We start from the raw sequence: 20898 nt of genomic DNA, 5'->3' as shown, positions 1-20898 counted from the left end.
CACAGGATGCTGGATCGGTGGCCTCCACCATCCGGTCAGGTCATGGGCAGTACGTCGTATCCGCGTCCCCGACTCGGGCGACGGCGCATCCGGCAGGAACTCCCGCTCTGTCCGACGCGCCGAAGTTCACGGTCACCGTGAGCTCGTCGTCACCGAACACGGTGCGCTGGACGCCATCCTCCACGCGCTCGAACGACGTGAGCGGCGACGTACCGGCTGCCTGTTGCAGGACCTCGAAGAAGCGCTGCATGTTCGCGAGGTCCTCGCCGTGCTCGTCGAGGACCTTCTCGTCCAACGCGATGACGGCGGGCGTGTTGTAGAGCATGTTCGTGAGCGTGCGGTCGCGGACGAGCCCCGGGAACTTGTACAGCCCCATCTCCCATCGGTCCGTTGAGATCACCGAGTCGTGCAGCACCGTCTCGTACAGGGGGATGCGGTAGGCGGGATCGAACATGGCCGTCGCGAGCTCGTCCGGCAGCGTGGTGTCCTTGAAGAAGAACGCTGGACGCTCCGCCGGCCACCAGGCACCCCACTCCTGCTCCTTCTGGAAGGCCCAGATGCCGCCGGCGATGGGCGTGCTGGAGCCGTGGGAATAGCTGACGACCGGGTTCGCCCACGCGGCGACCGTTTCGGAGCCGAGGACGAGCGGGTTCCCGTTCGAGAACGCACCGGAGCCCAGCGCCTGCATGCGGGCGAGGCGGCGTGCGCGGTCCTCGGCTTCGGTCTGCGGGTGGAGGGGCGAGTAATCGCGGAAGAGTTGCCCGACCGCGTCGACGTCGAGGAAGTAGCTCGTGGCCCCGTTCTTCACGAAGTCCTGGACACGGTTCGTCAGCGCACTGTGCTCGACCTCGGCCTGCTCGAGCGCGGCGGTGCTGACGGAGCAGCCGCGACCGCCGAAGCCAGTCACCGGCTTGCCGTCCTTGTCGATCACGCACCCGTTCGGCCAGACGTCCCCCGGCCAGATCGATGCCTCGGTGTCCGCGTCTGCGGGATCCTGCGCGTTGTCCCACGTGTCGTACGGGCCAACCAGGTACCCGGCCTGCTCGGCCGCATCGACGGTGTCGGAACCCATCGGGTCCCCGTTCGCGTCGTAGCCCAGCCAGGCGTGTTCGATGCCGAGCGCTTGCAGACGGGCGACGAGCTCCGGGTCGCGTCCGTCGCCCCAGGTGTAGCCGTGGAAGGCGCCGATCAGCTGTCCCGTGTTCGGGTTCGCCGCGATCTTGTCATCGAGGGAGACGAAGCCACCGCTCGACTGCAGATACCGGCGGTAGTCCTGGGCGGCGGCGACCGGGTTCCCATCGGTCGGCGCGAAGGTGACCCCGAAGGTCCCGGTCGCCCGGTCGTTCGAGAACGTGTGCTCGGCGTACGCCTGCAGACGCGCATCCTCGACTGTGAAATCGAGCGTTGTCCCAATGTCGTCGTGGACGATGTAGCTGACGCCGCGGTCCGCGAACGTCGCTCCCCAGAACGGCATCGTCAACCCTCCGGCGAAGTCCCAGCTCCCGCCATCGAGACCAGCCTCCTCCGACAGCCAGAAGGCGTCCGTGACGGGGATGGAGAGGCCCTCGCCGTTCGGGAACTCGACGGACCGGATGTCCGGCGCGGCGGCGACCGGCCACGCGACCTCCCGGTCCGAGCCGGAGACGAGCTCCATGCTCAGGCGTCCCTGCTCCTCCGACGCCACGACGGTTAGGTCCGATGATGCGAACCCCCACGTGACCGATAACGGCGTCACGGTCGGGTCGTCGGGCGCCCCGAGCGCCGTCAGGCTGGGCGCCGACCACGTGTCGACGCCCTGTTCGCCGTGGTACTCGATCTGCAGCGTGGCCGGATCGATGCTCGCGCTGCCGCCTTGGATGGGAATGAGGACGCGTCCGTCGACGAAGCCGGGGGAGGAAGCCGCCATGGCCGGCGACGCGCAACCGCTCGCAGCGATCGCGAAGGCAACCGTTCCGGCCGCGAACACGCGCCGACGGTCTCTGAATCGTTGTGGTCTGGTCATCCCAGCACCCTGCCCGCCGATGATGAAGCGAACGTGACGGCCGGTGGCGGCCGGACCATGGGCTCACGCCCGCAGTCCGAGCGCCACCGGCCGGATGACGCGATCCTGTTAGCCGAAGTCCACGTTCGAGCAGGCGAAGAACGCTTCGTTCGACTGCACGGAGCCGTCTGGCTTGATGTTGCCCTGCCAAATCGTGTAGATCACGTGCTGACCGCTCTTCTCCGGCAGGAGGACCGGAAGCTCGGTGCGCATGTTCGGCGTCCCCTGGTCGACCGATGCCACGTTGTCGGCCACGAGGAAGGGGGTCTGCTCGAGGTTGTCCCAGGTGATCGGCTGCTTCGGGTCGTACCCGTCCTTCGTGACGTAGTAGCTGAAGGTGTACGGGTTGTGGGCGACCGTGTTCTTGAAGTTGAGCGTGTAGTCCTCGCCACCCGGAAGCTCAGTCGTGGGCCAGTCGTCGCTCGGCGCGTCGAGGCCCGCGAACTTCTCATTGCCGGCGGCGCAGAGCTGCCCGCTGGGAGCGACCGTGCGGTACTGCGCATCCTTCTGACCGAGGCGAGTGTCGCCGACGACGATGCCCATCCACTCGTCGAACTGGAACGAACCGGCGATGTCGTAGGCCATGTTGCAGCCCTCGTACTCGGTCTCGCCGACGGGGAACTCGGTGACGCCGGCGAGCTTGCAGCCGAGCACGCGGCTCATCGGGTCGTCGCTGCTGCCGTGCGCGAATGCCGGACCGGCGGAGAGGCCGATGACGGTGAGCGCGACGACGGATCCCGCGAGGACCGCGGCGTTCCTGCGCCCCTTGGGCTTGTCGAGGAACGATTTCATGTGCTTCATGTTGTGGGGTGCTTTCTGGAGAAGTCGGGCGCGGGTCAGTTGGTGACGGTGAGCTCGGGCGTGAACGCGCTCCACGAGCCGTCCGTGAGCTGGGCGCGGATCTTGACGGTGTGCGTGCCGCCGTCGGTGCCGAGCTCGACGTTGCGCTTCTGAGCCGAGGCCTGGTCGGAACCGATCAGCAGGGTCTGTGCGTAGACGCCGTCGATGTAGATCTCGTACCGCTTGGTCGCCTCGGCCGGGGTCCAGCCGAGCTGCAGGCGGTGCATCGTGGTGGTGCCGTCCTGGTAGGTCCCGGCCGCCGCGGTGAAGCCGGTCGGAGTGCCCGTGCCCGGCTCGACGACGACGTCCTCGAGGGTGGTCACGTGGGCGAGCTGCGAACCGCCCGCGTTGTCGGCCGCGTCGACCGCGTGCACCGAGAAGACGTAGTCCGTCTCGGGCAGCAGGCCGGTGATCGTCTCGGACGTCTTGTCGCCCGAAACGGTCTTCGAGCCGCCCTTGCCGTCGTTGATGACGTAGGAGGTCACGCCGACGTTGTCGGTCGCGGCGCCCCAGGTGACGTCGACAGTGCGCGGGCCGGTCGCGGTCGCGGCGATCTCCGTCACGTCGGACGGCGCCTCGGTGTCCTCGACGGGCGCGCCGGCGGTCGTGCCCGTGACGACATCCGTACGGTCGGATACGTTGCCGGCGGCGTCGAACGCTTCGACCTCGTAGTCGTAGGACGTCCCGGCCGCCAGACCGGTGATGTTGGTCATGCGCATGTCGCCGGGGAGCTCCTTGACGACGTCGCCGTCCTGGATGATCCGGTATCCGGCGACCTTCACGTTGTCGGTCGAGTGCTCCCACATGACGTGGATGGTCGACGAGTCGACCGTGTCGGCGGTGAGGTTCTTCGGGGTTGACGGCTTCTCGGTGTCCTCTTCGCCGTCGGATGCCGAGCAGCCCGCGACGGCGGAGCCGTTGAGGTCGCAGCCCTCGAGCGTGAGCTTGTCGGTGCCGTCGCCCGCGACGCCGAACGAGATGTGCTCGCTCTGGCCGCCGGCGAGGCCGCCGTTCTTCGGGGTGAGCGTGACCTGGTCGCCGACGACCGTCGCGTCGATGTTCCAGCTCGAAGAGTTCTGGAACGAACCCTCTGGAACGGTGAACTGGAGCTTCCAGTCCTGTGTGTCGGTCGTCGTGTTCTTGAGCACGAACTGGCCGCTGGCGTGCCAGGTCGAGGAGGGGTCGAGGGTGAGCGTGCCTTCGAGCGGCGAGGCGTTGGCGGCGGTGACGGCGAACGCCGCGCTGGGGAGGGCGATGGCAAGCCCGGCGACGCCGGCGATGATCGCGGCGCGTCGCTTGTTGGGTGTCTTCACAGGGGGATTTCCTTCAGATGGTTTTCTCGGGAGACGGAGTAACTCGTCATCACATATTCAGGATGACAGCTGATGTTAACCAACTCGACCTCGCAGCGTCGTCCCCGAAAGTTGATCGACGCACACAGGAACTCCAGATACCGCCGTCTAGTGTGCATGCATGACCCAGCAGAACCCTCTCCGCCTCCTGATCGTCGACGATGATCCGGACATCAGGACGTCCCTCGCCACCGCATTCGGCCTCGAAGGCCACATCGTCGAGACGGCCGTCGACGGAAACGACGCCCTCCGCCTCCACCCCGTCTTCGGTCCGGACGTCGTTGTGCTCGACCTCATGATGGCTGGCCGAAGCGGAGTCGGCTTCTGCCGCGCCATCCGCGCGGTCGGAGACCGCACGCCGATCCTGATGCTCACCGCCCGAGACGCCATCGGCGACCGAGTGGGAGGTCTCGACGCCGGTGCCGACGACTACCTCACCAAGCCGTTCGCGCTCCCGGAACTGTTCGCGCGAGTGCGCGCACTCGCCAGACGGCTGGAGCCGAGCGGGGGCGCGAACGGCCACGCGGACGCGATCCCGGGAGTGGCCCTCGACGCAGCCTCACGCGTGGTGCATGTGGACGGCGAGACGATCCAACTGCGCGCGATCGAGACGACGATCCTCCATACGCTGCTCGATCACCCCGAACAGACCATCACGCGGGACATCCTCGCCGATGCCGTCTGGGGCCCGGGGTGGACACCGCACTCGAACGTGATCGAGGTCGCCGTCTCCTCGCTCCGCGCGAAGCTCGAGGCCGGTGGCCGACCACGCTTCATCCACACGGTGCGGGGGCTCGGCTACCGGGCGTCGAAACCGTGACGGCCGCAGAGGGATCGCCGCGCCCCCATCGCCCGCTCGGCATCCGCGGCAGGTTCACGCTCGCGATCGCCGGGACCGTCGCCCTCGCGGTCCTCGCGCTCGTCATCGCCGTGGGTGCGTTCGGGACGATGCTGCTGCGCTCCACCCACGACGTCGCCTTGCAACGAGAGGCGAACCGCGTCGTGTCACTCCTGAATACGAACGCCGACTACGTGGCGAGCGGCACGTGCGCCTATTCGACCGAGCCGGCGTGCACCGTCGTCATCGATGCAGACACCCCGGCCGGTCGCTCGACGATCGGGTTGGAGATCACGCAGAAGCAGCTCGCGTTGACCGGAGAGTCCCGGTCGCCGGGCGACGACGGCGCGCTGTGGTCGGCCGCGGATTCGCTGTGGTCCGACGAGACCATCCAGACCGAGCACGGCCCGGTCGCGGTCCGCGTCCTCACGACCCCGCTCGCCGACGGTCGCGCGCTCGTCTCGGCCTCCCCCACAGAGATCGTCGACCGGGCCGTCGGCCGCCTGCTCGCGATCCTCGCCTTCGCCGGCCTCGCCACGGTGTCGGGCGCCGCCCTCGTAAGCGCAGTCGTCGCCGGGCGGACGGTCCGGCCGATCCTCCGTCTCACCGGTGCGGCGGAGCACGTCGTCGGAGCAGGCGACCCGACCGGCCGCGTCTCGCTCCCCCGCACCGACGAACTCGGCCGACTCTCGGTCGCTATCGACGACATGCTCGCCCGGCTCGATCGCGCCGAGGCCGCGAGACGACATCTCATCGAGGACGCCTCCCACGACCTCCGGAGTCCGCTCACCGCCCTGTCCACGAACCTCGAGCTCCTCGAACGCGACGGTTTGCCGCCGGAGCTGCGCGAACGCCTGCTCGCCGACGCACGCCACGAGACGGCAGACATGGCGCGGCTCGTGCACAACATCACGGACCTCGCGACGACGACGGCGCTCGCCCAGACCGAGTACTCGCCGAGCCGAGTCGTCCAGGACGCTGTGCGCGCAGCGCGTCGCCGCTGGCAGACGGAGTTCGTCCTCGACGAGCGATTCGGAGCGCGCCGCCAGGCGGTCGGCGACCACGACCTGCTCGTACGGGCGATCCTCAACCTGCTGGACAACGCCGCCAAGTACGGACCGGCGGACGGCGTCGTGCGGGTCGAGGCCGGCGAGGACGCCGATGCTTGGCACGTGGCCGTCGCCGACCACGGCCCCGGCATCCCTGCCGAGGCGCTCCCTCACGTCTTCGACCGCTCCTACCGCGTCGACCCGTCCGTCCGTCAGCCGGGTTCCGGCATCGGTCTCGCGATGGCGAAGCAGACCGCTGAGCGCCTCGGCGGCACACTGACCGCCGTCTCCGCACCGTCCGGCCTCTCTCTCGAAGTCCCGGCCCAGGGCTCCACCGGCACGACGATGCATCTCCGACTCCCGTTCCCACCATCGCCCATTTCGCCTTCCCGCCCGTGATCCCCGTCGGTGCGCGCGAGCGTGCTGTGGACCGTGCAGGACGCGCAGTCGAAACACCCGCTGATCAGACACCCATCACATATTGACTTCGAGTGATTCGGAGACAGACGCAGATCAACTGCCGAAAATATGAGGGCGCACGGCTGCGCACCGGCCCCGTGCGGAGCCGACACGCGGCCGCTGAAGGTACCTCACATCTGATCGGTAATACGCAACTGGCGTTCCAATATTTTGGATGTCATACTCTTCATGGTTTCATCCGAAGCCGCTCATTCTGCCCGCCGTCGGAGCCCCTCCGACGCAACCTGGAGAAGCACATCCCATGACCACCATCACCCGTAAGCGCGCCATCATCGCCGGCGCGTCCGTCCTCCTCATCGCCGGCGTCAGCACCGGTGGCGCCCTCGTGACCGCTCAGTCCACGATCTTCGGCAACACCTTCGCCTCGGAAGAGGTCACCGAGCCGCTGCCCCTCATCGAGGTCGACGGAGACGCCATGTCCGCCGTCTTCAGCGGCACCGCAGCCGGCGAGGTCGAGTCGAAGTACTACACGCTCACGAACCTCTCCGACCCCGCCACCGGCGGCAAGGACGTCACCGTCAACATCAAGTCGCTCGTCCACACGGGCGGCAACAAGTCCGACGCGCTGACGAACTCGCTCTCGACCCGCATCAACGTCGCCGGCGTCGAGACGGCCTCGGGCAAGCTCTCGAACATGGCCCTTCCGGCCGCGAACCTCATCACCGTGCCCGCCGGCGGCGAAGTGACCGTCCGTCTCGACGTGTTCGTCGCACAGATCAGCGACTGGGACGCGAGCCTCGGCGACGACGCGACCGCGACCGTCGACTTCCAGTTCGACACCATCGCAGCTCCGTAAGACCGGCGCCAGTGCGGCTCCGAGACACCCCTAGCGTCTCGGAGCCGCACCCTCATCTTCGCGGATGACGACGGCCAAGACACCCCACACCTGTTCGCTCGCCCTCCCCGAGAAGACTCCATGAAGCTCACCCTGCTCGTCGCCCGAGTCGTCGCGGTCGTCGCCCTCCTCATCCTCGCGGCGCCCTTCGCCTGGGAACGCATCACAGGCGACTACTTCATGACCGTCACCGGCGCCTCCATGCGCCCCGCCTACCAGGTCGGCGACGTCCTCGTCGTGCAGAAACCCACCGGCACGGAACTCCAGACGCAGGACCAGATCGTGGTCGTCTCCGTCACCCCCGGCAACAAGGCACAGCAGTACGTGCACCGCGTCCACGAGATCACCGACGCCGGAACCACCCTCAAAGGCGACGGGAACGAGATCGCGGATCCGTCCCCCGTCACCCAGGCACAGGTCATGGGGACGCCTCGCCTCGCGATCCAGGGTTCCACCGCCGTGCTGTACCACCTGACTCAGAACCTCTATGGACGCATCGCACTCGTCGCGCTCATCGTCCCGGCGTTCCTCTTCTCGACACCGAAGAAGCCTCGCGGACGTCGCGCCGCCGGACAGCCCGTGACGGTGGCGCCGGAGCGGACCGCAGCAGCCCCCTCGACGGATCCGTCCCACGCAACCGGGATCGACGCGTTCGACGCGATCCTCGCACCCGCCCCACCCACGCGCACACCGCAGCCGCCGGACGCGTCCCCGTCACTCACCACGGACCAGTCCTCCACCACGGACCAGCCCTCCACCGCATCGCAGTCCTCCCCGCAGACCGGAGCCAACGCATGACCCGCCCCCTCGCCACCACATTCGCCACCCTCGCGGCGGCAGCGACGCTCGCCACCGGCTTCGGCACCGCAGCCAACGCCGCCCCAACGACCGAGACGTCGCCAGTCGGCGGCCTCGTCGTGACCCCCGGGAACGCGCTCTTCGACGTCGCCCTCGAGACGGGGGTGCCGGAAGTCCGCGAACTGACCGTGTCCAACACCTCCGCGAGCGACTTGGACGTGCAGTTGAGCGTCGCCCTCTCCAACGACGCCCCCGGCGACCACCGGATGGACACCCTCGAGTTGCACGCGACGGGCGACTACGCCTCGTGCGACGCCTCGATCATGCACGGAGCGGAGATGATCGCGTTGACCGACGTGCGCCGTGTCGACCAGGAGTCCGTCGCCGCGGGCACCAGCCGGACCATCTGCGTCGGCGTCCTGCTCCCCACCGACACGCCGCCCATGGACGCGGCGACGACGGTCGTCGACTTCCAGTTCCATGCCCTCGACGCCGGCACCGGCCCCGCGCAGGACGGCGACCTCCCGTTCACCGGGACCGACGCACTTCGCTTCCTGCCCACGGCGATCTTCGCGCTCCTCACCGGAGGGTTCCTCGCCTGGATGGCACGCCGCCGTGCGGAACCCGTCGATCGAGCAGGGAACTCGAGCGCGACGACGACCGCGAGACCGGACACCGCTTCATGAGCGGCGTCCATCGCGCACCGCTGCGGGTGCGATTCAGTCGCCGTGCGCTCCTCGCCTTGTCCGCTCTGACCCTCATCGCGATCTCGATGACGACGATCACCTCGGGAGGGGCCGTCGAAACCTCCCGCGAGGAGATCGCGAACAACCGGTACGTGACCGATCCGGCGGCAGCGGAACCGTACGGGATGCACGAGGCACGGCTCGCCCCGTTCGTCGGCGACTCGTTCATCGACCGCGCGAAGGGCGCCGTCTCCTTCCAGTTCTTCCTCGGCACCGTTGCGCCCGCCCTCGTGCCCACCGTGAAGATCGGACAGCAGATCCGCCTCTCCCTCGAACTCCCCGCGACCCTGGGGCTGGACACCACCTCCGGATGGTGCAATCCCACCGCGGGAGGAACACCCCGCGTGTATCTGAGCGCGGAGTGCACGACGATCGAGCACTCGAACGGGAGCACCCGAGTCGATGTCGTCCTCACGGCGAAGCGCAATCTCACCTCGTCGCACTGGGTGTACCTCCGGGAGAACTCGATCGGCGTGCGAGGGAGAGACGGCCAGGTCGTCGGAGCCGGTCGAGCGCTCATCACCGTCGAATTCCCCGACGACGTGGGCCACTTCCGTCGGTCGACGCAGGAGCTGCCCTTCACGACCGCCGTGGGCGTGGCCACCGACCTCGATGTGCGCAACGCCCAGGTCACCGTCGACGGCGGCACGGGGACTCCGAGCTATTACACGCACGACACGGGGTACGTGAATTTCGAGACGAACCTGGCGGACCCCGCCAACCGTGGAGTGACGCTGCGGACCGGTGAGTCCTTCACCTACGCCATCCGGATGCCGTCCATGACGGGCGGCACGGGAACGCTCGTCTACGATCCCACTCGCACCCCCGATCCGTCGAGACCGGACGCCTGCGCGCGCGCACTGGACGGCTACGACATCCGCTGCGACGTGGTCGGGACCGCCATCCGGCTGATCACCACGCGCACCGGACCGGACATCGTCAACGACCGTCCCATCGCGGACCGCGTGTACGTGCCCATCAAGAGCACGTACGCGTCCACGAGCTACGCTCCCATCTCAACGACCGTTCAGGTGACCCTCACCGCCAATGCGGAGCAATGGGGTTCCCGCCCCAACCTCGGCATTGCGCAGTTCATCACGCACGGGTACCCGCGCACGGGGCTCACCATCGCGAGACCCGCGCTTGCCCCGTACGTCGGGTCCTCATTCGCCGGCGGCGGCAGAGGACACCTCTCCTTCGACTTCTTCGAGGACCGTTCCTCCGTCCCGGCGTACACGCTCGTCGAGTCGGGTGACACGTTGACGGTCACCGTCGAGTCCGGTGCACGGTTCCGTGCGTCCGACGCCTCGTCGGGCCCGGAGCAGGACGATCCGAGTCGCAACTGGTGCGATGGAAGCGCCCCATGGGGACCACTGCTGGACGGGTATCTGAGCGTCCCGACGTGTTCGACGTCGATCGATCCGACGAGCGGGAACGCCGTGACCACGGTGACGACGTCCGCGCTCCAGACGGTTCCCAACGAGCGGTTCAGCGACGGATTCCGGCTTCGCGTGGATGCCGGGACGGCGCTCTCCGCGGGCACCGAGCAGCTCGTCGTCACCCTTGCGAGTTCGCGGTTCGGCACGGTCACGAACAACCGGCAGAGGACGGTCCGGACGCCGACGATCGAGGGCCAGTCGTCTGGCCTCGGCGTGTGGAACGCCGAAGCGCTTCTCCCGTCGTCGAACGCCGTCGGTGAGCAGGGCGCTGAGGGCGCCGAGGGCGCCGATCGCTCCGACGTCGCCGCGGCACCCGACGGCCACGTCACCTGGACGGCAAAGCCTGGCGCGGACGGCGGCCCGTCGGGCCCGATCTCCGTCACGACGGGTGACGTGATCACCTACCGCGTCGAACTGCCCGTCGGTCTCGAGTACAGGGGCGGACGACGTCTGCGCGCTCCCCGACCGGTACACCGGTTTCAGCGTCTCCTGCGTGACCACCGACTCGTCCGTCGAGGTCGCGCTCACCCGCACAGGACCGGACGATGCCGCGTACTCCTTCGATGCGTCTCTGCCCTTCTCGATCCCCGTCCGGCCGACGAGTCCCGGCTCGACGGTGGACGACGACGTCGAGATCACGCTCACCACGACGATCGTCCAGTCCGGGTCCGACCACCGTCGAGCACTCGCCCCCGTTCACACCACATCGACCGACGTCGTCTCCGGCGACGCGTCCCCCGACATCCAGGAGCCCGCCTCATGACGAGCCCGATCAGGCCGACCCGCCCCGCCGGCAGCCCCGGCGCTGCGACCGGTCCACGGAACAGACCCGCACCACGCATCGATCCCCGCTACCGCTCGAAGGTGCAGCGTGGGATGCTCGTCGCCGCTGCCGCACTGCTCGCCACGGTCGCTGTCGTGCCCGTCGATCAGCTCGCCGCGGCAGTCACCGGTCGAAGCTCCGTGCCGGGCAATCGGTTCGTCACGGACACGAAGGCGAGCGATCCCTACGGCGTCCACACGGCGAAGATCAGCCCTGCCACCGGTCGTTCATTCGTCGACGGCGCGCAAGGGCAGATCACCTTCTCCCTCTTCGCGGCGACGTCGGCTCCGAACCCCTTCCCGGCCGTGAAGGCTGGTGACCACATCGAGATCGTCACCGAGTTGCCGTCGTCGTTGCGGCCGTCCTCGACCTTCGGTTGGTGCGACCCCGGCGCGACGGGCGGCGCGCGCAACGTCGTGACCGCTGCGTGTTCGACCGAGGAACGACCCGACGGCTCGTCGGCTGTTCGCACGACGCTGACGGCGAAGGCCGACCTGACGTCGGCGGCGCAGTGGAGCGCTCTGAAGGCGAACACGATCGGGGTCGTCGCGGAGGCCGGACAGGTGGCCGGTTCCGACACCGCGCACCTCACGATCGCGTTCCCGGACGATGCAGACCACTTCCGTGACCGCTCCGCGGAGCTGCCGTTCACGACCGCAGTCGGTCTGGCCTCGTCCCTCGACGTGCGGAATGCGACCGCCGCGCAGACCACGCCGTCGAGCAACAACATCTGGTACCCGGGCGAGCAGGGCTACGTGAGGTTCGAGACCGGTCTCGGCGGCACGGAGAGCCGTGGCGTCACGATGAGGACGGGCGAGTCGTTCACCTACACGATCGACGGTCTCGGCGACGCCAACACCAGTCTCGTGTTCGACCCCCACCCGGATCCGGCTTCGACGACCGAGAATTCGTGCGCCCGCACGGTTCCCGGATACGACATCAGATGCGAGGTCGTCGGGCGCACGATCTCCTTCATCACCACGAGGACCGGTCCCGATGTCGTGGACGACCGCCCCATCGGCGCGACGGCGGCGATTCCGTTGATCGGCAAGCAGCCTCCCGGCCCGGCAGTGTACGTGGAGCCGCGAGTGTCGCTCAGCGTGGACATGGACCAGCTCGGGTCACGCCCCGTGGCCCAGACGGCGCCGCCAGTGTGGATTTGGGGCGACTACCGGGCGGGCTTGGGCGTCCATGATCTCGCGGTCACTCCGTACGTGGGGCAGTCGTTCGCGAACGACGGCCGCGGGCGCTTGACCTTCGACTTCTTCCCGGGGACCCCGCCCACGACCCTGTGGGACATCGTCCGGTCCGGGGACCGGTTGACGATGACCCTGAACCTCGGCACCGCGTTCACCGTCGAGACGGAGCGGACCGAGGCGTGGCACGGCGACACGACCCGGAACTGGTGCGACCAGCAGGACGCCTGGGGGTCCGACCTCGACGGCTACCTCAGCGCCCCCGACTGCACCGCCTCGGTCGACGACGCGACCGGCGCGACCACCCTCACGCTCACCACCCGAGCACTGCGCAACGTGCCGAACACCCTCCTCGCGGACGGCGTCCACGTGCGCGTGCGATCCGCCTCGACCTCGACGGACGCGACCCACCAGCTCACCGCGACGATCGCGAGCAGCAGAGCGCACGCCGTGGTCCGCCCGTTCCGGCAGGGCGACGCGGACGTCATCACGATCGACAACGAGTCCTCCTCCCTCGGGACCTGGCGAGCGGAGGCCGGCACCCGCTCCGGCGATCCCGGCACGATCCCGGAGGGCCAGGTGAGCTGGTTCAGCGATCCCGGCAACAACGAACCCGGCTTCTGGCCCTTCGCCGTCGACGCGGGCGACACCCTCACCTACCGCGTCGATCTCCCGGAAGGACTCGCGTACACCGATGCACCGACGGTCGACACCGCGAACGTGTGCACCGAACCCGACCGCTACGCGGGCTTCACCGGCTCATGCGCAATCGACGGCCGCACGATCACGTACACGTTGACACGCACCGGCCCGTCGGAGGGATGGATCATGCTCGACCAGAGCCTCCCGCTCACGATCCCCGTGGTTCACGACACGGCCGACGACACGGTGTCGGGCGACGTCATCATCACCCTCGACACCTCGATCGAACAATCCGGTTCCGAACACCGCCGCGCGATCGTCCCCCTGCAAGCACCGACACCGAACGGCTACGGCATCCACGCCCCCTCGATGAAGCCGTTCCTCAGCGAATCCTTCATCGACGGAGCAGAGGGCGCCATCGAGTTCGACTTCTTCGACGGCGACGCCGCCCCCGCCGACACACCCCGGGTGCTGGCCGGCGAACAGTTCGTCATCACCGCGGATCTCCCCGCCTCATTGGAATTCACGAACGCGTACGGCTGGTGCCATCGCGGCGGGCCGATCCAACATCGCGTCAACAACTACGCCAGCACGGTCTGCGAAATCACCGATCACGCGGACGGCTCCTCCTCGCTCCGCATCATCGTGTCCGCCAGGACCAGCCTCCCGACGGCGGCCGGGTTCTGGGCGTCCATCAAGGACAACCAGATCGGCGTCGTCGCGCGTGACGGCCAAGTCGACGGGACCGGCTCGGCGCACGTCACGATCACGTTCCCCGACGACCCCGACCATCTCCGCACGCGAACCGCCGAACCCACGTTCGCCACGCGAGCAGGCGGAGCACCCCGCTGACCGCGTCCCGAGGATTCGGAGCGTTACGAGTCGTTCGTCGCACCGGAACTCCTTACGCTGCGCTCACCCCGCGCCTGATCGAATACGGGGAGAAGGGCCGATGACCTCTGCCCTTCTCCTCCGACCGCTGTTCGAAAGGCATCGACCATGACGATTCCAGCCCCCGTGGCCCGCTTGGCGGCGGCAGCCGTCGCGAGCTGTCTGCTCCTCGTCGGCGGTGCCGCCAGCGCCACCGCAGCGCCCTCCCACTCCTCCGACACGGATCCCATGCCCTACGTGGTCGGCGGGGATCCGGCGGACCCGGAACGCTACGCCGGGTTCATGGCGTCCCTCCAGATGGTCAATCCGGAAACGAACGAATGGATGCACGTGTGTGCGGCATCGGTCATCTCGCCGTGGCAGGTGCTCACGGCGGCGCACTGCGCACCTGACCTGTCGGCAGGGCAGGCCTGGCGCCTCGTCGTCGGAGCCAGCGTGCTCCCGGCGGGGGCTCCCGGCGAGCGCGTGCAGATCCGCGGACTCTCCGCATCGGTGAGCCATCCCGACTTCGGGTGGGAAGGCTACGACGCCGCCGTGCTCCGGCTGCAGAGCCCACTGATCGATGTGCAACCGGTCAGTCTCCCCACCCCGGGCACCGACGCGCTCCTGGCGCCCGGCTCCATCGCGACCCTCATCGGCTGGGGCGCCACCGACAGCGACGACGAGGACGGCTCCCTCATCCTCCGTGAAGTCGGCCTGCCGATCCTCTCGAGCGGTGAATGCGCGCTGGCCGGAGGCGCCGTGTTCAACCCGGATTCGGACATGTGCGCCGGAAAGACCGGGCACTCCGCCTGTTACGGAGACAGCGGCGGACCCCTGTTCCGGACGATCGGTACGACCGTCTACCAGATCGGCATCGTTTCGCGCGGGTCGATCACCGGATGCGGACAAACCGGGAACCCCACCATCTTCACGTACACGGGATCGGAAGCGATTCGCTCCGGCCTCGATTTCTGAGGAGGACCGGATGCCCTTCTGCGGACGTGGACGCGCTGCGCAGGGCGGCATCACCTCAGTTCCATTCCAGGTTCGCGTTGCGGGACCCCGCAGCGCGCCGAGCAAGGAGACACCGATGCCGTCACGCCGCACCTTCCTGACCCTGACCGCCGCCGCCGTTCTGGCCGGATCGACCGGATGCTCGAGCCCAGGCGCGCACTCATCGCCTGCGTCGGCCCTGACGACCCGTCCGCCGTCCACGCCGACCACCGTGCACGCCGATGCAGCGTTCGCAGCCCTGGAGCAGGAGTTCGACGCCCGCCTCGGCGTCGTCGCATTCGACACGGGCGCAGGGACGACGGTCGAGTACCGCCCCGACGAACGGTTCGCCTTCGCTTCCACGATCAAGGCGATGCTGGCAGCGACGATCCTGCAGACGCGCACGATGGAAGACCTCGACCGGGTCATCCAGTACACGGCCGATGATCTCGTCGCCTACTCACCCATCACGGAACAGCACGTGGACACGGGAATGCCGCTTCGAGACGTCGCGACCGCGGCTGTCCAGTACAGCGACAACACGGCCGCGAACCTCATGTTCGCGCAGCTGGGCGGCCCGGCGGGCGTCCAGCAGCTCCTGCGCGCTTCGGGCGATGCGACGACGAACGTCGACCGCCTCGAGCCCGATCTCAACGAAGCGACGCCTGGCGACCTTCGCGACACGAGCACACCCCGCGCGCTCGCATCCACACTCGACGCGTACGTGCTCGGCGACGCCGTCGAACAGCCGAAACGAGAACTGCTCGCCGCCTGGCTGCAAGGGAATACGACGGGAGGGAAGCTGATCCGCGCCGCCGTACCGACCGACTGGACCGTCGGCGACAAGACCGGTGCGGCGTCCTACGGGACACGCAACGACATCGCCGTCCTCTGGCCGCCGGCGGGAGCCCCGATCGTCATGACCGTCCTGTCGAGCCGAGCCGCACAGGAAGCCTCGTATGACGACGTCCTGATCGCGAAGGCTGCGGCGGCAGCGCTCACGGCGCTCGGCGTGCTCGCCACCGCGCCCTGAGCCACCGCCCCCTGAGCCACCGCCCCGCCCCCTGAGCCCCCGGTCCCTGAGCCACCGGTCCCTGAGCAACCGGTCCCTGAGCCTGTCGAAGGGTGAGGGCCAAGGTGCCCCACCGCGAGTGATCAGCGCCTGAACGATCATGAACACTGACGGAACGATCGCTCTGACCACCTGGCACCTGGCGTATCCGACATCAGAATTGAAGCACCCCGCGGCGACCATGCCGACCGGACCGATCTGGAGCACATCACCATGTCACGTGGACCACGCACCCGCCCCGTCAGCAGACGAACCGTCCTCGCCGGAGGCGCAGCCCTCGCTGTCACGGCCGCCGCCGCCGTCACGGCCAGTGCAGGTGCAGCACCCGCCTCCGCGATGACCCCGAGCACGCGGACGGCACGCATCCCGAAGAGCATCATCATCGGCACGGACGGCTGCGTCTTCACCCGGCTGCAGGACGCGCACACACCCAACATCGATCGACTCGTCCAGGCGGGGATGCTCGCCACGAGCAATCTCGGCGCCGATCCCCTGGCGCCGACGGTGTCCGGCCCCGGCTGGTCCAGCATCGCCACGGGAACCTGGCCCGACAAGCACGGCGTCGTCGACAACACCTTCGCCGGATCGAAGTTCACGACGTACCCCGAGTACCTGACCCGGCTCAAGACCGCGGATCCGGAGCGTTCGACGCTCGTCGTCGCCTCCTGGGATCCCGTCGCCGCGCACATCTTCGGCCCGTCCGTCGATGAACGGATCGGCTCCCCCGGCGACGCCGCCACGGTCGAAACCGTCTCCGACCGGCTCGAGAACGGCGACCCGGACGCGATCATGGTGCACCTGGACGAGCCCGACATCGTCGGGCACGACTTCGGCGCGGCTTCGGCGCAGTACCTCGCCGCCATCGAGAACGTCGACGTCCAGGTGGGGCAGCTCATGGACGCCATCGAGGCTCGCGCCACGTACGCCGACGAGGACTGGCTCATCGTCGTCACGACGGATCACGGGCACACGCCGGAGGGCGGCCATGGTGGCAACTCGATCGGCGAGCGCGGCGTCTTCGTCGTTGCGAGCGGTGGCGGCATCACCCCGGGTTCGCGGCGATACGACGTCAAACTCGTCGATGTCGCTCCAGCCGTCCTCCAACACCACGGCGTGATCGCGGAGTCCGACTGGGACCTCGACGGCGCGGCGTTCGATCGGCTCCCCTCCGACGATTTCGCTGTTCTGCGCGACGCGCTTCTTCCGGCGGTCGACGAGGCAGCGGTCGCGGGCGTCCTCGGCTGGACGCACGACGCGCCAGCGGGCTGGAGCATCGACAACTCGCGCATGCCGGCCGGCGGCACGACGGAGTGGAGCGGATGGGCGTTCACGACCGATGAGTTCTGGACGAACACGGACCTCGGACAGGGCCGCGAGACGAGCGTGCGGAATCGGGACGTGTTCGCCGTAGCCGATTCCGACGAGTGGGACGATGTGGCCCACGACGCCGGCCCGTTCGATTCGACGCTGCTCACCCCCGCTTACCCGATCTCCGGAACCGGCGAGGCGATGCTGTCGTTCGCGACGAATTACCGGGAGGACCCTTCGCAGACGGCATCCGTCGTCGCACGCTTCGATGGCGGGGAGCCGATCGAGATCCGCTCCTACACGACGAGCGTCAATCGCATGGAGCGCATCCCCGTACCCGTCCCGCCCGGGGCGGCAGAAGTGCGATTCGCCTTCGCCTATGCCGGAGCGAACGGCTTGTTCTGGACCGTGGATCAGGTCGCATTCTCGGAGCACCCCGGACCAGATCCGGAGGTCACTGTTCCCGAGATCGAGGAAGGCGACGAGGTCGGCCCCGGCATGCTGCCGGCTACGGGTTCGTCCCCCGCGCCGGTCGCGGCGTTCGGGGCGGCCGCCCTCGCCCTCGGTGCACTCGCCGCGTTCCGGACGCGGGGGCGGTCCGCCGACTGACGACCGGCTCGACCGAATGCGGGACCACGGCCCCTCTCACACCGCCCCGACCCGGTCGGCCAGCAGATCCTCGATGACACGTTCCGCGGTCGCGTGTTGTTGCTCCATGAGCGCTGCGAGTCGGTCGATGACGGCGCCGCGCACCGGCACGTACACGGTCCGCGTCCCGTCGAACGCCGATGCCGCCAGGGCGGGACGCCGCGCCCTGATGCTTTCGATCATCTCGCGGAGGAAGCGATCGCTCGCCTCGACGTCGACGACCCAACGCCCGTCTACCCGACACGCCACGAGGTGACCTCGGCGCACGTGGTGCATGGTCGAGGCCCTCGACACCCGGAGGCGGAGGGAGAGCTCCGCAACACCGAGGGGGCGCGGCAGATCGTCGATGAAGTCCTGCACGACTGCATCGGACACTCGCCCGCGCAGCTCGGCCTCTCTCGTCTCATCCATAAGTAAATGTTAGTAGATGTGATGAGCAGGTCGAACTGCGAACGTCACGTGCGTCGGGGCGCACCCCCGAACGGAGGTGCGCCCCGACGATGCCGATGCGGCCGGACTCAGATGTCGCGACGACGGAGCGTGAGCGCCCACCCCACAACGCCCACGAGCACCCAGAGGCCGAGGACGGCCGCGCCATGGAGACTGGCGGCCGTGACGTGCGGCGTGATCACCGATGCGGCCGCCCAGTTCGGCAGATACCGGATGACGTCCATGGAATTCGGCAACCCGGCGAGCGCGATCGGCGCGATGAAGAAGAGCACGAATGACGCTGCGATCGCGAATGCAGCACTGCGCAGCATCCCACCGAGGCTCAATGCGATGACGGCCACCGCCGCCCAGGCGACGCCCGCGCACGCACTGGTCACGGTGATGAGGGCGAGTGCGTCACCCGGGAGCGGACCTCCCGCGCTCAGCAACAGCAGCCCCGACGCCAACGCCGTCACGAACCCGAGCACCCAGGAGACCCCAGCGAGCGCGACGGACTTCGCGAGCACGAGTGTCCATCTCCGCGGCAACGCCGTCAGCGTTGAGCCGATCTGTCCCGTCGAGTACTCACTCGAGACACTCAGCACGCTCGCGACGGCGACGATGAGCGCGGCGAAGAGGATGAAACTCCCCTGAACGGAGGAGAGGCTGCTCAGATTCTGGACGGCATCATCTCCCGGGACGAGATTGCCCTTGCCGATGAAGGCGAACAAGACGCCCAGTGGGATGGTCGAGAGGAAGGTCAGGAGGACCGATCGGACCGTGACGAGCTTCAGCAGCTCGCCGCGTACAGCCCCGATGAAGGACACTCGGTGCGCGAGCGTGGTCCGCGCGGCGTCAGCCCGAGTCGTGTGGTCGACGATGGTCATCGCTGCAGCTCCGTCCGCGCTCCTGCGCCGTGTTCGATACTGTCGCCGACCAATTGCCGGTAGGCGTCTTCAAGGGAGCGCTCCGAGGAACGGAGCTCATGGAGGGGGATGCCGACGTGCGCGGCGAGATCTCCGACATCGGCGGCGCTCGCCCCGGAGACGCGGATCGTCCCGTCCTCGACGGAGAACCCGGCCCCGGCGCGCTGGAGCACATCGGCGAATTCCTTGAGGCGGGGGCTCCGGACGATGACGGACGCTTCGGTCCCGCCCGCGATGATGTCCTGCAGCTCGCCGTCGGCGAGGATCGCACCCCGTCCGATGACGATGATGCGGTCCGCGGTCTGCTGCATCTCGCTCATCAGGTGCGAGGAGAGGAGGACGGTGCGACCTTCCGCCGCGAGCTCCCGCAAGAACTCGCGGATCCAGATGACGCCGTCCGGGTCGAGACCGTTGACGGGCTCGTCGAGGATGAGGGTGGCCGGGTCTCCGAGGAGCGCAGTGGCGATGCCGAGCCGCTGCTTCATCCCGAGCGAGAACGTGCCGACGTTCCTTTCGGCCACCGAGGCGAGTCCTGCCTGCTCGAGGACCTGATCGACGCGGCTTCGCCCATACCCCTGCGAGAGGCCGATGGCACGGAGGTGGTTCCGGGCCGAGCGTCGAGGATGGGCCCAGCTCGCATCGAGCAGCGCTCCCACATCCCGCATGGGCGCTGAGGATCGCGTGTACTGCGAGCCGTTGACGGAGACGGATCCGGACGTCGGACGCTGCAGCCCGAGGGCGAGTTTCATGATGGTCGATTTGCCTGCGCCGTTCGGCCCGAGGAAACCGGTCACCACACCGGGACGAACGGTGAAGGAGACTCCGCCGACGGCGTGCTTGTCGCCGAATCGCTTGGTGAGTTCGTGTGCTTCGATCATGTTTCCCCACGATACGAGCGCTGCTCATCTGACACATCAGCAATTGGTTCCGGTCTCATTTTCGAGGAATGGCACCCTGGTACCACGCCCTTCTCGGAGCCGGAAATCACCGGCCTGCGTCCTTACGCCCCCATAACATCCGCTCGGGTGCAGTTGGCTCCGCACCTCGATTCAGCGGTGCATCATCACCCCACCGACAGAACGGAATCACCATGTTCGCGACCCCTCGCCGCCGTCCGCGCCCCGCCTTTGCCCTGCTCGCCCTCCCGCTCCTCGTGATCGGTCTGGCTGCTTGCGGCTCGGGCGATGCCGCTTCCGAAACGCCGAAAGCCACCGACGCGAAGGAGCAGACCTTCGATGAGTACCTGCTGGATTTCGCCGCCTGCATGCGCAGCGAGGGCATCGACTATCCAGATCCCGGCCCGACCCAGCAGACCGATTTCGGCGGCGCCGACAAGGCGACGCTCGACGCAGCCGGTGAGGCCTGCACGACGAAGCTGGGAGGCCCGCCCGTGCAGGAGGGCATGGATCCGAAGTCCCTGCTGAAGAAGAGCCTCAAAGCCGCGAAGTGCCTCCGGGCCGAGGGCGTCGATGTCCCGGATCCGAAGGAGGGTGACGACGGCCTGCAACTCCCCGACGACGCGCCGGAGGACGCCATCGTCAAGTGCTACGCCGACTTCCGGTGACTCCCG

General features: G+C 68.3%; 16 protein-coding genes. 10 read left to right on the top strand and 6 right to left on the bottom strand.

Features of this window, described 5'->3' with window-relative positions; all coding sequences use genetic code 11:
- Positions 1–40: 40 nt before the first annotated feature.
- The 3 genes from ACQ3HB_RS17940 to ACQ3HB_RS17930 form a co-directional block, all read right to left on the bottom strand.
- Positions 41–2002 carry a glycoside hydrolase gene (locus ACQ3HB_RS17940; RefSeq protein WP_430921906.1) on the bottom strand — a complete coding sequence of 654 codons (1962 nt, stop codon included), beginning with the start codon at positions 2000–2002 and terminating at the stop codon, positions 41–43.
- A gap of 108 nt (positions 2003–2110) precedes the next feature.
- Positions 2111–2842, bottom strand: coding sequence for a lytic polysaccharide monooxygenase auxiliary activity family 9 protein (locus tag ACQ3HB_RS17935; RefSeq protein WP_430921904.1), 732 nt, complete (start codon positions 2840–2842; stop codon positions 2111–2113).
- Between the two features lie 35 nt (positions 2843–2877).
- Positions 2878–4194, bottom strand: coding sequence for a fibronectin type III domain-containing protein (locus tag ACQ3HB_RS17930; protein ID WP_430921902.1), 1317 nt, complete (start codon positions 4192–4194; stop codon positions 2878–2880).
- Positions 4195–4354: 160 nt separating this feature from the next.
- On the opposite strand from ACQ3HB_RS17930, the gene ACQ3HB_RS17925 reads away from it, so the two are divergent.
- The 9 genes from ACQ3HB_RS17925 (at position 4355) to ACQ3HB_RS17885 (ending at position 17934) form a co-directional block, all read left to right on the top strand.
- Positions 4355–5053: a response regulator transcription factor gene (locus ACQ3HB_RS17925; RefSeq protein WP_430921900.1), complete on the top strand. Its 699-nt coding sequence runs from the start codon at positions 4355–4357 to the stop codon at positions 5051–5053.
- Positions 5050–6519, top strand: a complete 1470-nt coding sequence (locus tag ACQ3HB_RS17920) for a sensor histidine kinase (RefSeq protein ID WP_430921898.1) — start codon at positions 5050–5052, stop codon at positions 6517–6519. The genes ACQ3HB_RS17925 and ACQ3HB_RS17920 overlap by 4 nt, the downstream gene beginning before the upstream one ends.
- Positions 6520–6841: 322 nt before the next feature.
- Positions 6842–7396: a hypothetical protein gene (locus ACQ3HB_RS17915; protein WP_430921897.1), complete on the top strand. Its 555-nt coding sequence runs from the start codon at positions 6842–6844 to the stop codon at positions 7394–7396.
- A gap of 120 nt (positions 7397–7516) precedes the next feature.
- Positions 7517–8233 carry a S24 family peptidase gene (locus tag ACQ3HB_RS17910; RefSeq protein WP_430921895.1) on the top strand — a complete coding sequence of 239 codons (717 nt, stop codon included), beginning with the start codon at positions 7517–7519 and terminating at the stop codon, positions 8231–8233.
- The gene (locus ACQ3HB_RS17905) at positions 8230–8919 is read left to right on the top strand and encodes a hypothetical protein (protein ID WP_430921893.1); all 690 of its coding nucleotides are present in this window, start codon (positions 8230–8232) and stop codon (positions 8917–8919) included. The genes ACQ3HB_RS17910 and ACQ3HB_RS17905 overlap by 4 nt, the downstream gene beginning before the upstream one ends.
- Entirely contained in the window at positions 8916–13931 is a 5016-nt protein-coding gene (locus ACQ3HB_RS17900; RefSeq protein WP_430921891.1) for a hypothetical protein, read from the top strand. The genes ACQ3HB_RS17905 and ACQ3HB_RS17900 overlap by 4 nt, the downstream gene beginning before the upstream one ends.
- Positions 13932–14078: 147 nt before the next feature.
- A complete protein-coding gene (locus ACQ3HB_RS17895; protein ID WP_430921889.1) occupies positions 14079–14927 on the top strand; it encodes a S1 family peptidase in 849 nt (282 codons plus the stop codon).
- Positions 14928–15042: 115 nt separating this feature from the next.
- Positions 15043–15978, top strand: a complete 936-nt coding sequence (gene bla, locus ACQ3HB_RS17890) for a class A beta-lactamase (protein WP_430921887.1) — start codon at positions 15043–15045, stop codon at positions 15976–15978.
- A 252-nt stretch (positions 15979–16230) separates the two neighbouring features.
- Complete coding sequence (locus tag ACQ3HB_RS17885; protein ID WP_430921885.1) at positions 16231–17934, top strand: alkaline phosphatase family protein; 1704 nt, start codon at positions 16231–16233, stop codon at positions 17932–17934.
- A 36-nt stretch (positions 17935–17970) separates the two neighbouring features.
- Here ACQ3HB_RS17885 and ACQ3HB_RS17880 read toward each other — a convergent pair whose 3' ends face one another.
- The 3 genes from ACQ3HB_RS17880 to ACQ3HB_RS17870 form a co-directional block, all read right to left on the bottom strand.
- Positions 17971–18384, bottom strand: a complete 414-nt coding sequence (locus ACQ3HB_RS17880) for a helix-turn-helix domain-containing protein (protein ID WP_430921883.1) — start codon at positions 18382–18384, stop codon at positions 17971–17973.
- Between the two features lie 107 nt (positions 18385–18491).
- Entirely contained in the window at positions 18492–19289 is a 798-nt protein-coding gene (locus ACQ3HB_RS17875; RefSeq protein WP_430921881.1) for an ABC transporter permease, read from the bottom strand.
- A complete protein-coding gene (locus ACQ3HB_RS17870; RefSeq protein ID WP_430921879.1) occupies positions 19286–20206 on the bottom strand; it encodes an ABC transporter ATP-binding protein in 921 nt (306 codons plus the stop codon). Before ACQ3HB_RS17870 ends, ACQ3HB_RS17875 begins: the two co-directional genes overlap by 4 nt.
- A 212-nt stretch (positions 20207–20418) precedes the next feature.
- Here ACQ3HB_RS17870 and ACQ3HB_RS17865 point away from each other — a divergent pair, with 212 nt between their 5' ends.
- Positions 20419–20892, top strand: coding sequence for a hypothetical protein (locus ACQ3HB_RS17865; protein WP_430921878.1), 474 nt, complete (start codon positions 20419–20421; stop codon positions 20890–20892).
- The last annotated feature ends 6 nt before the right edge of the window (positions 20893–20898 follow it).

It is taken from the genome of Plantibacter lichenum (assembly GCF_050587525.1).
Lineage (GTDB): Bacteria > Actinomycetota > Actinomycetes > Actinomycetales > Microbacteriaceae > Plantibacter.
This window is presented reverse-complemented; position numbering and strand designations above follow the sequence as displayed.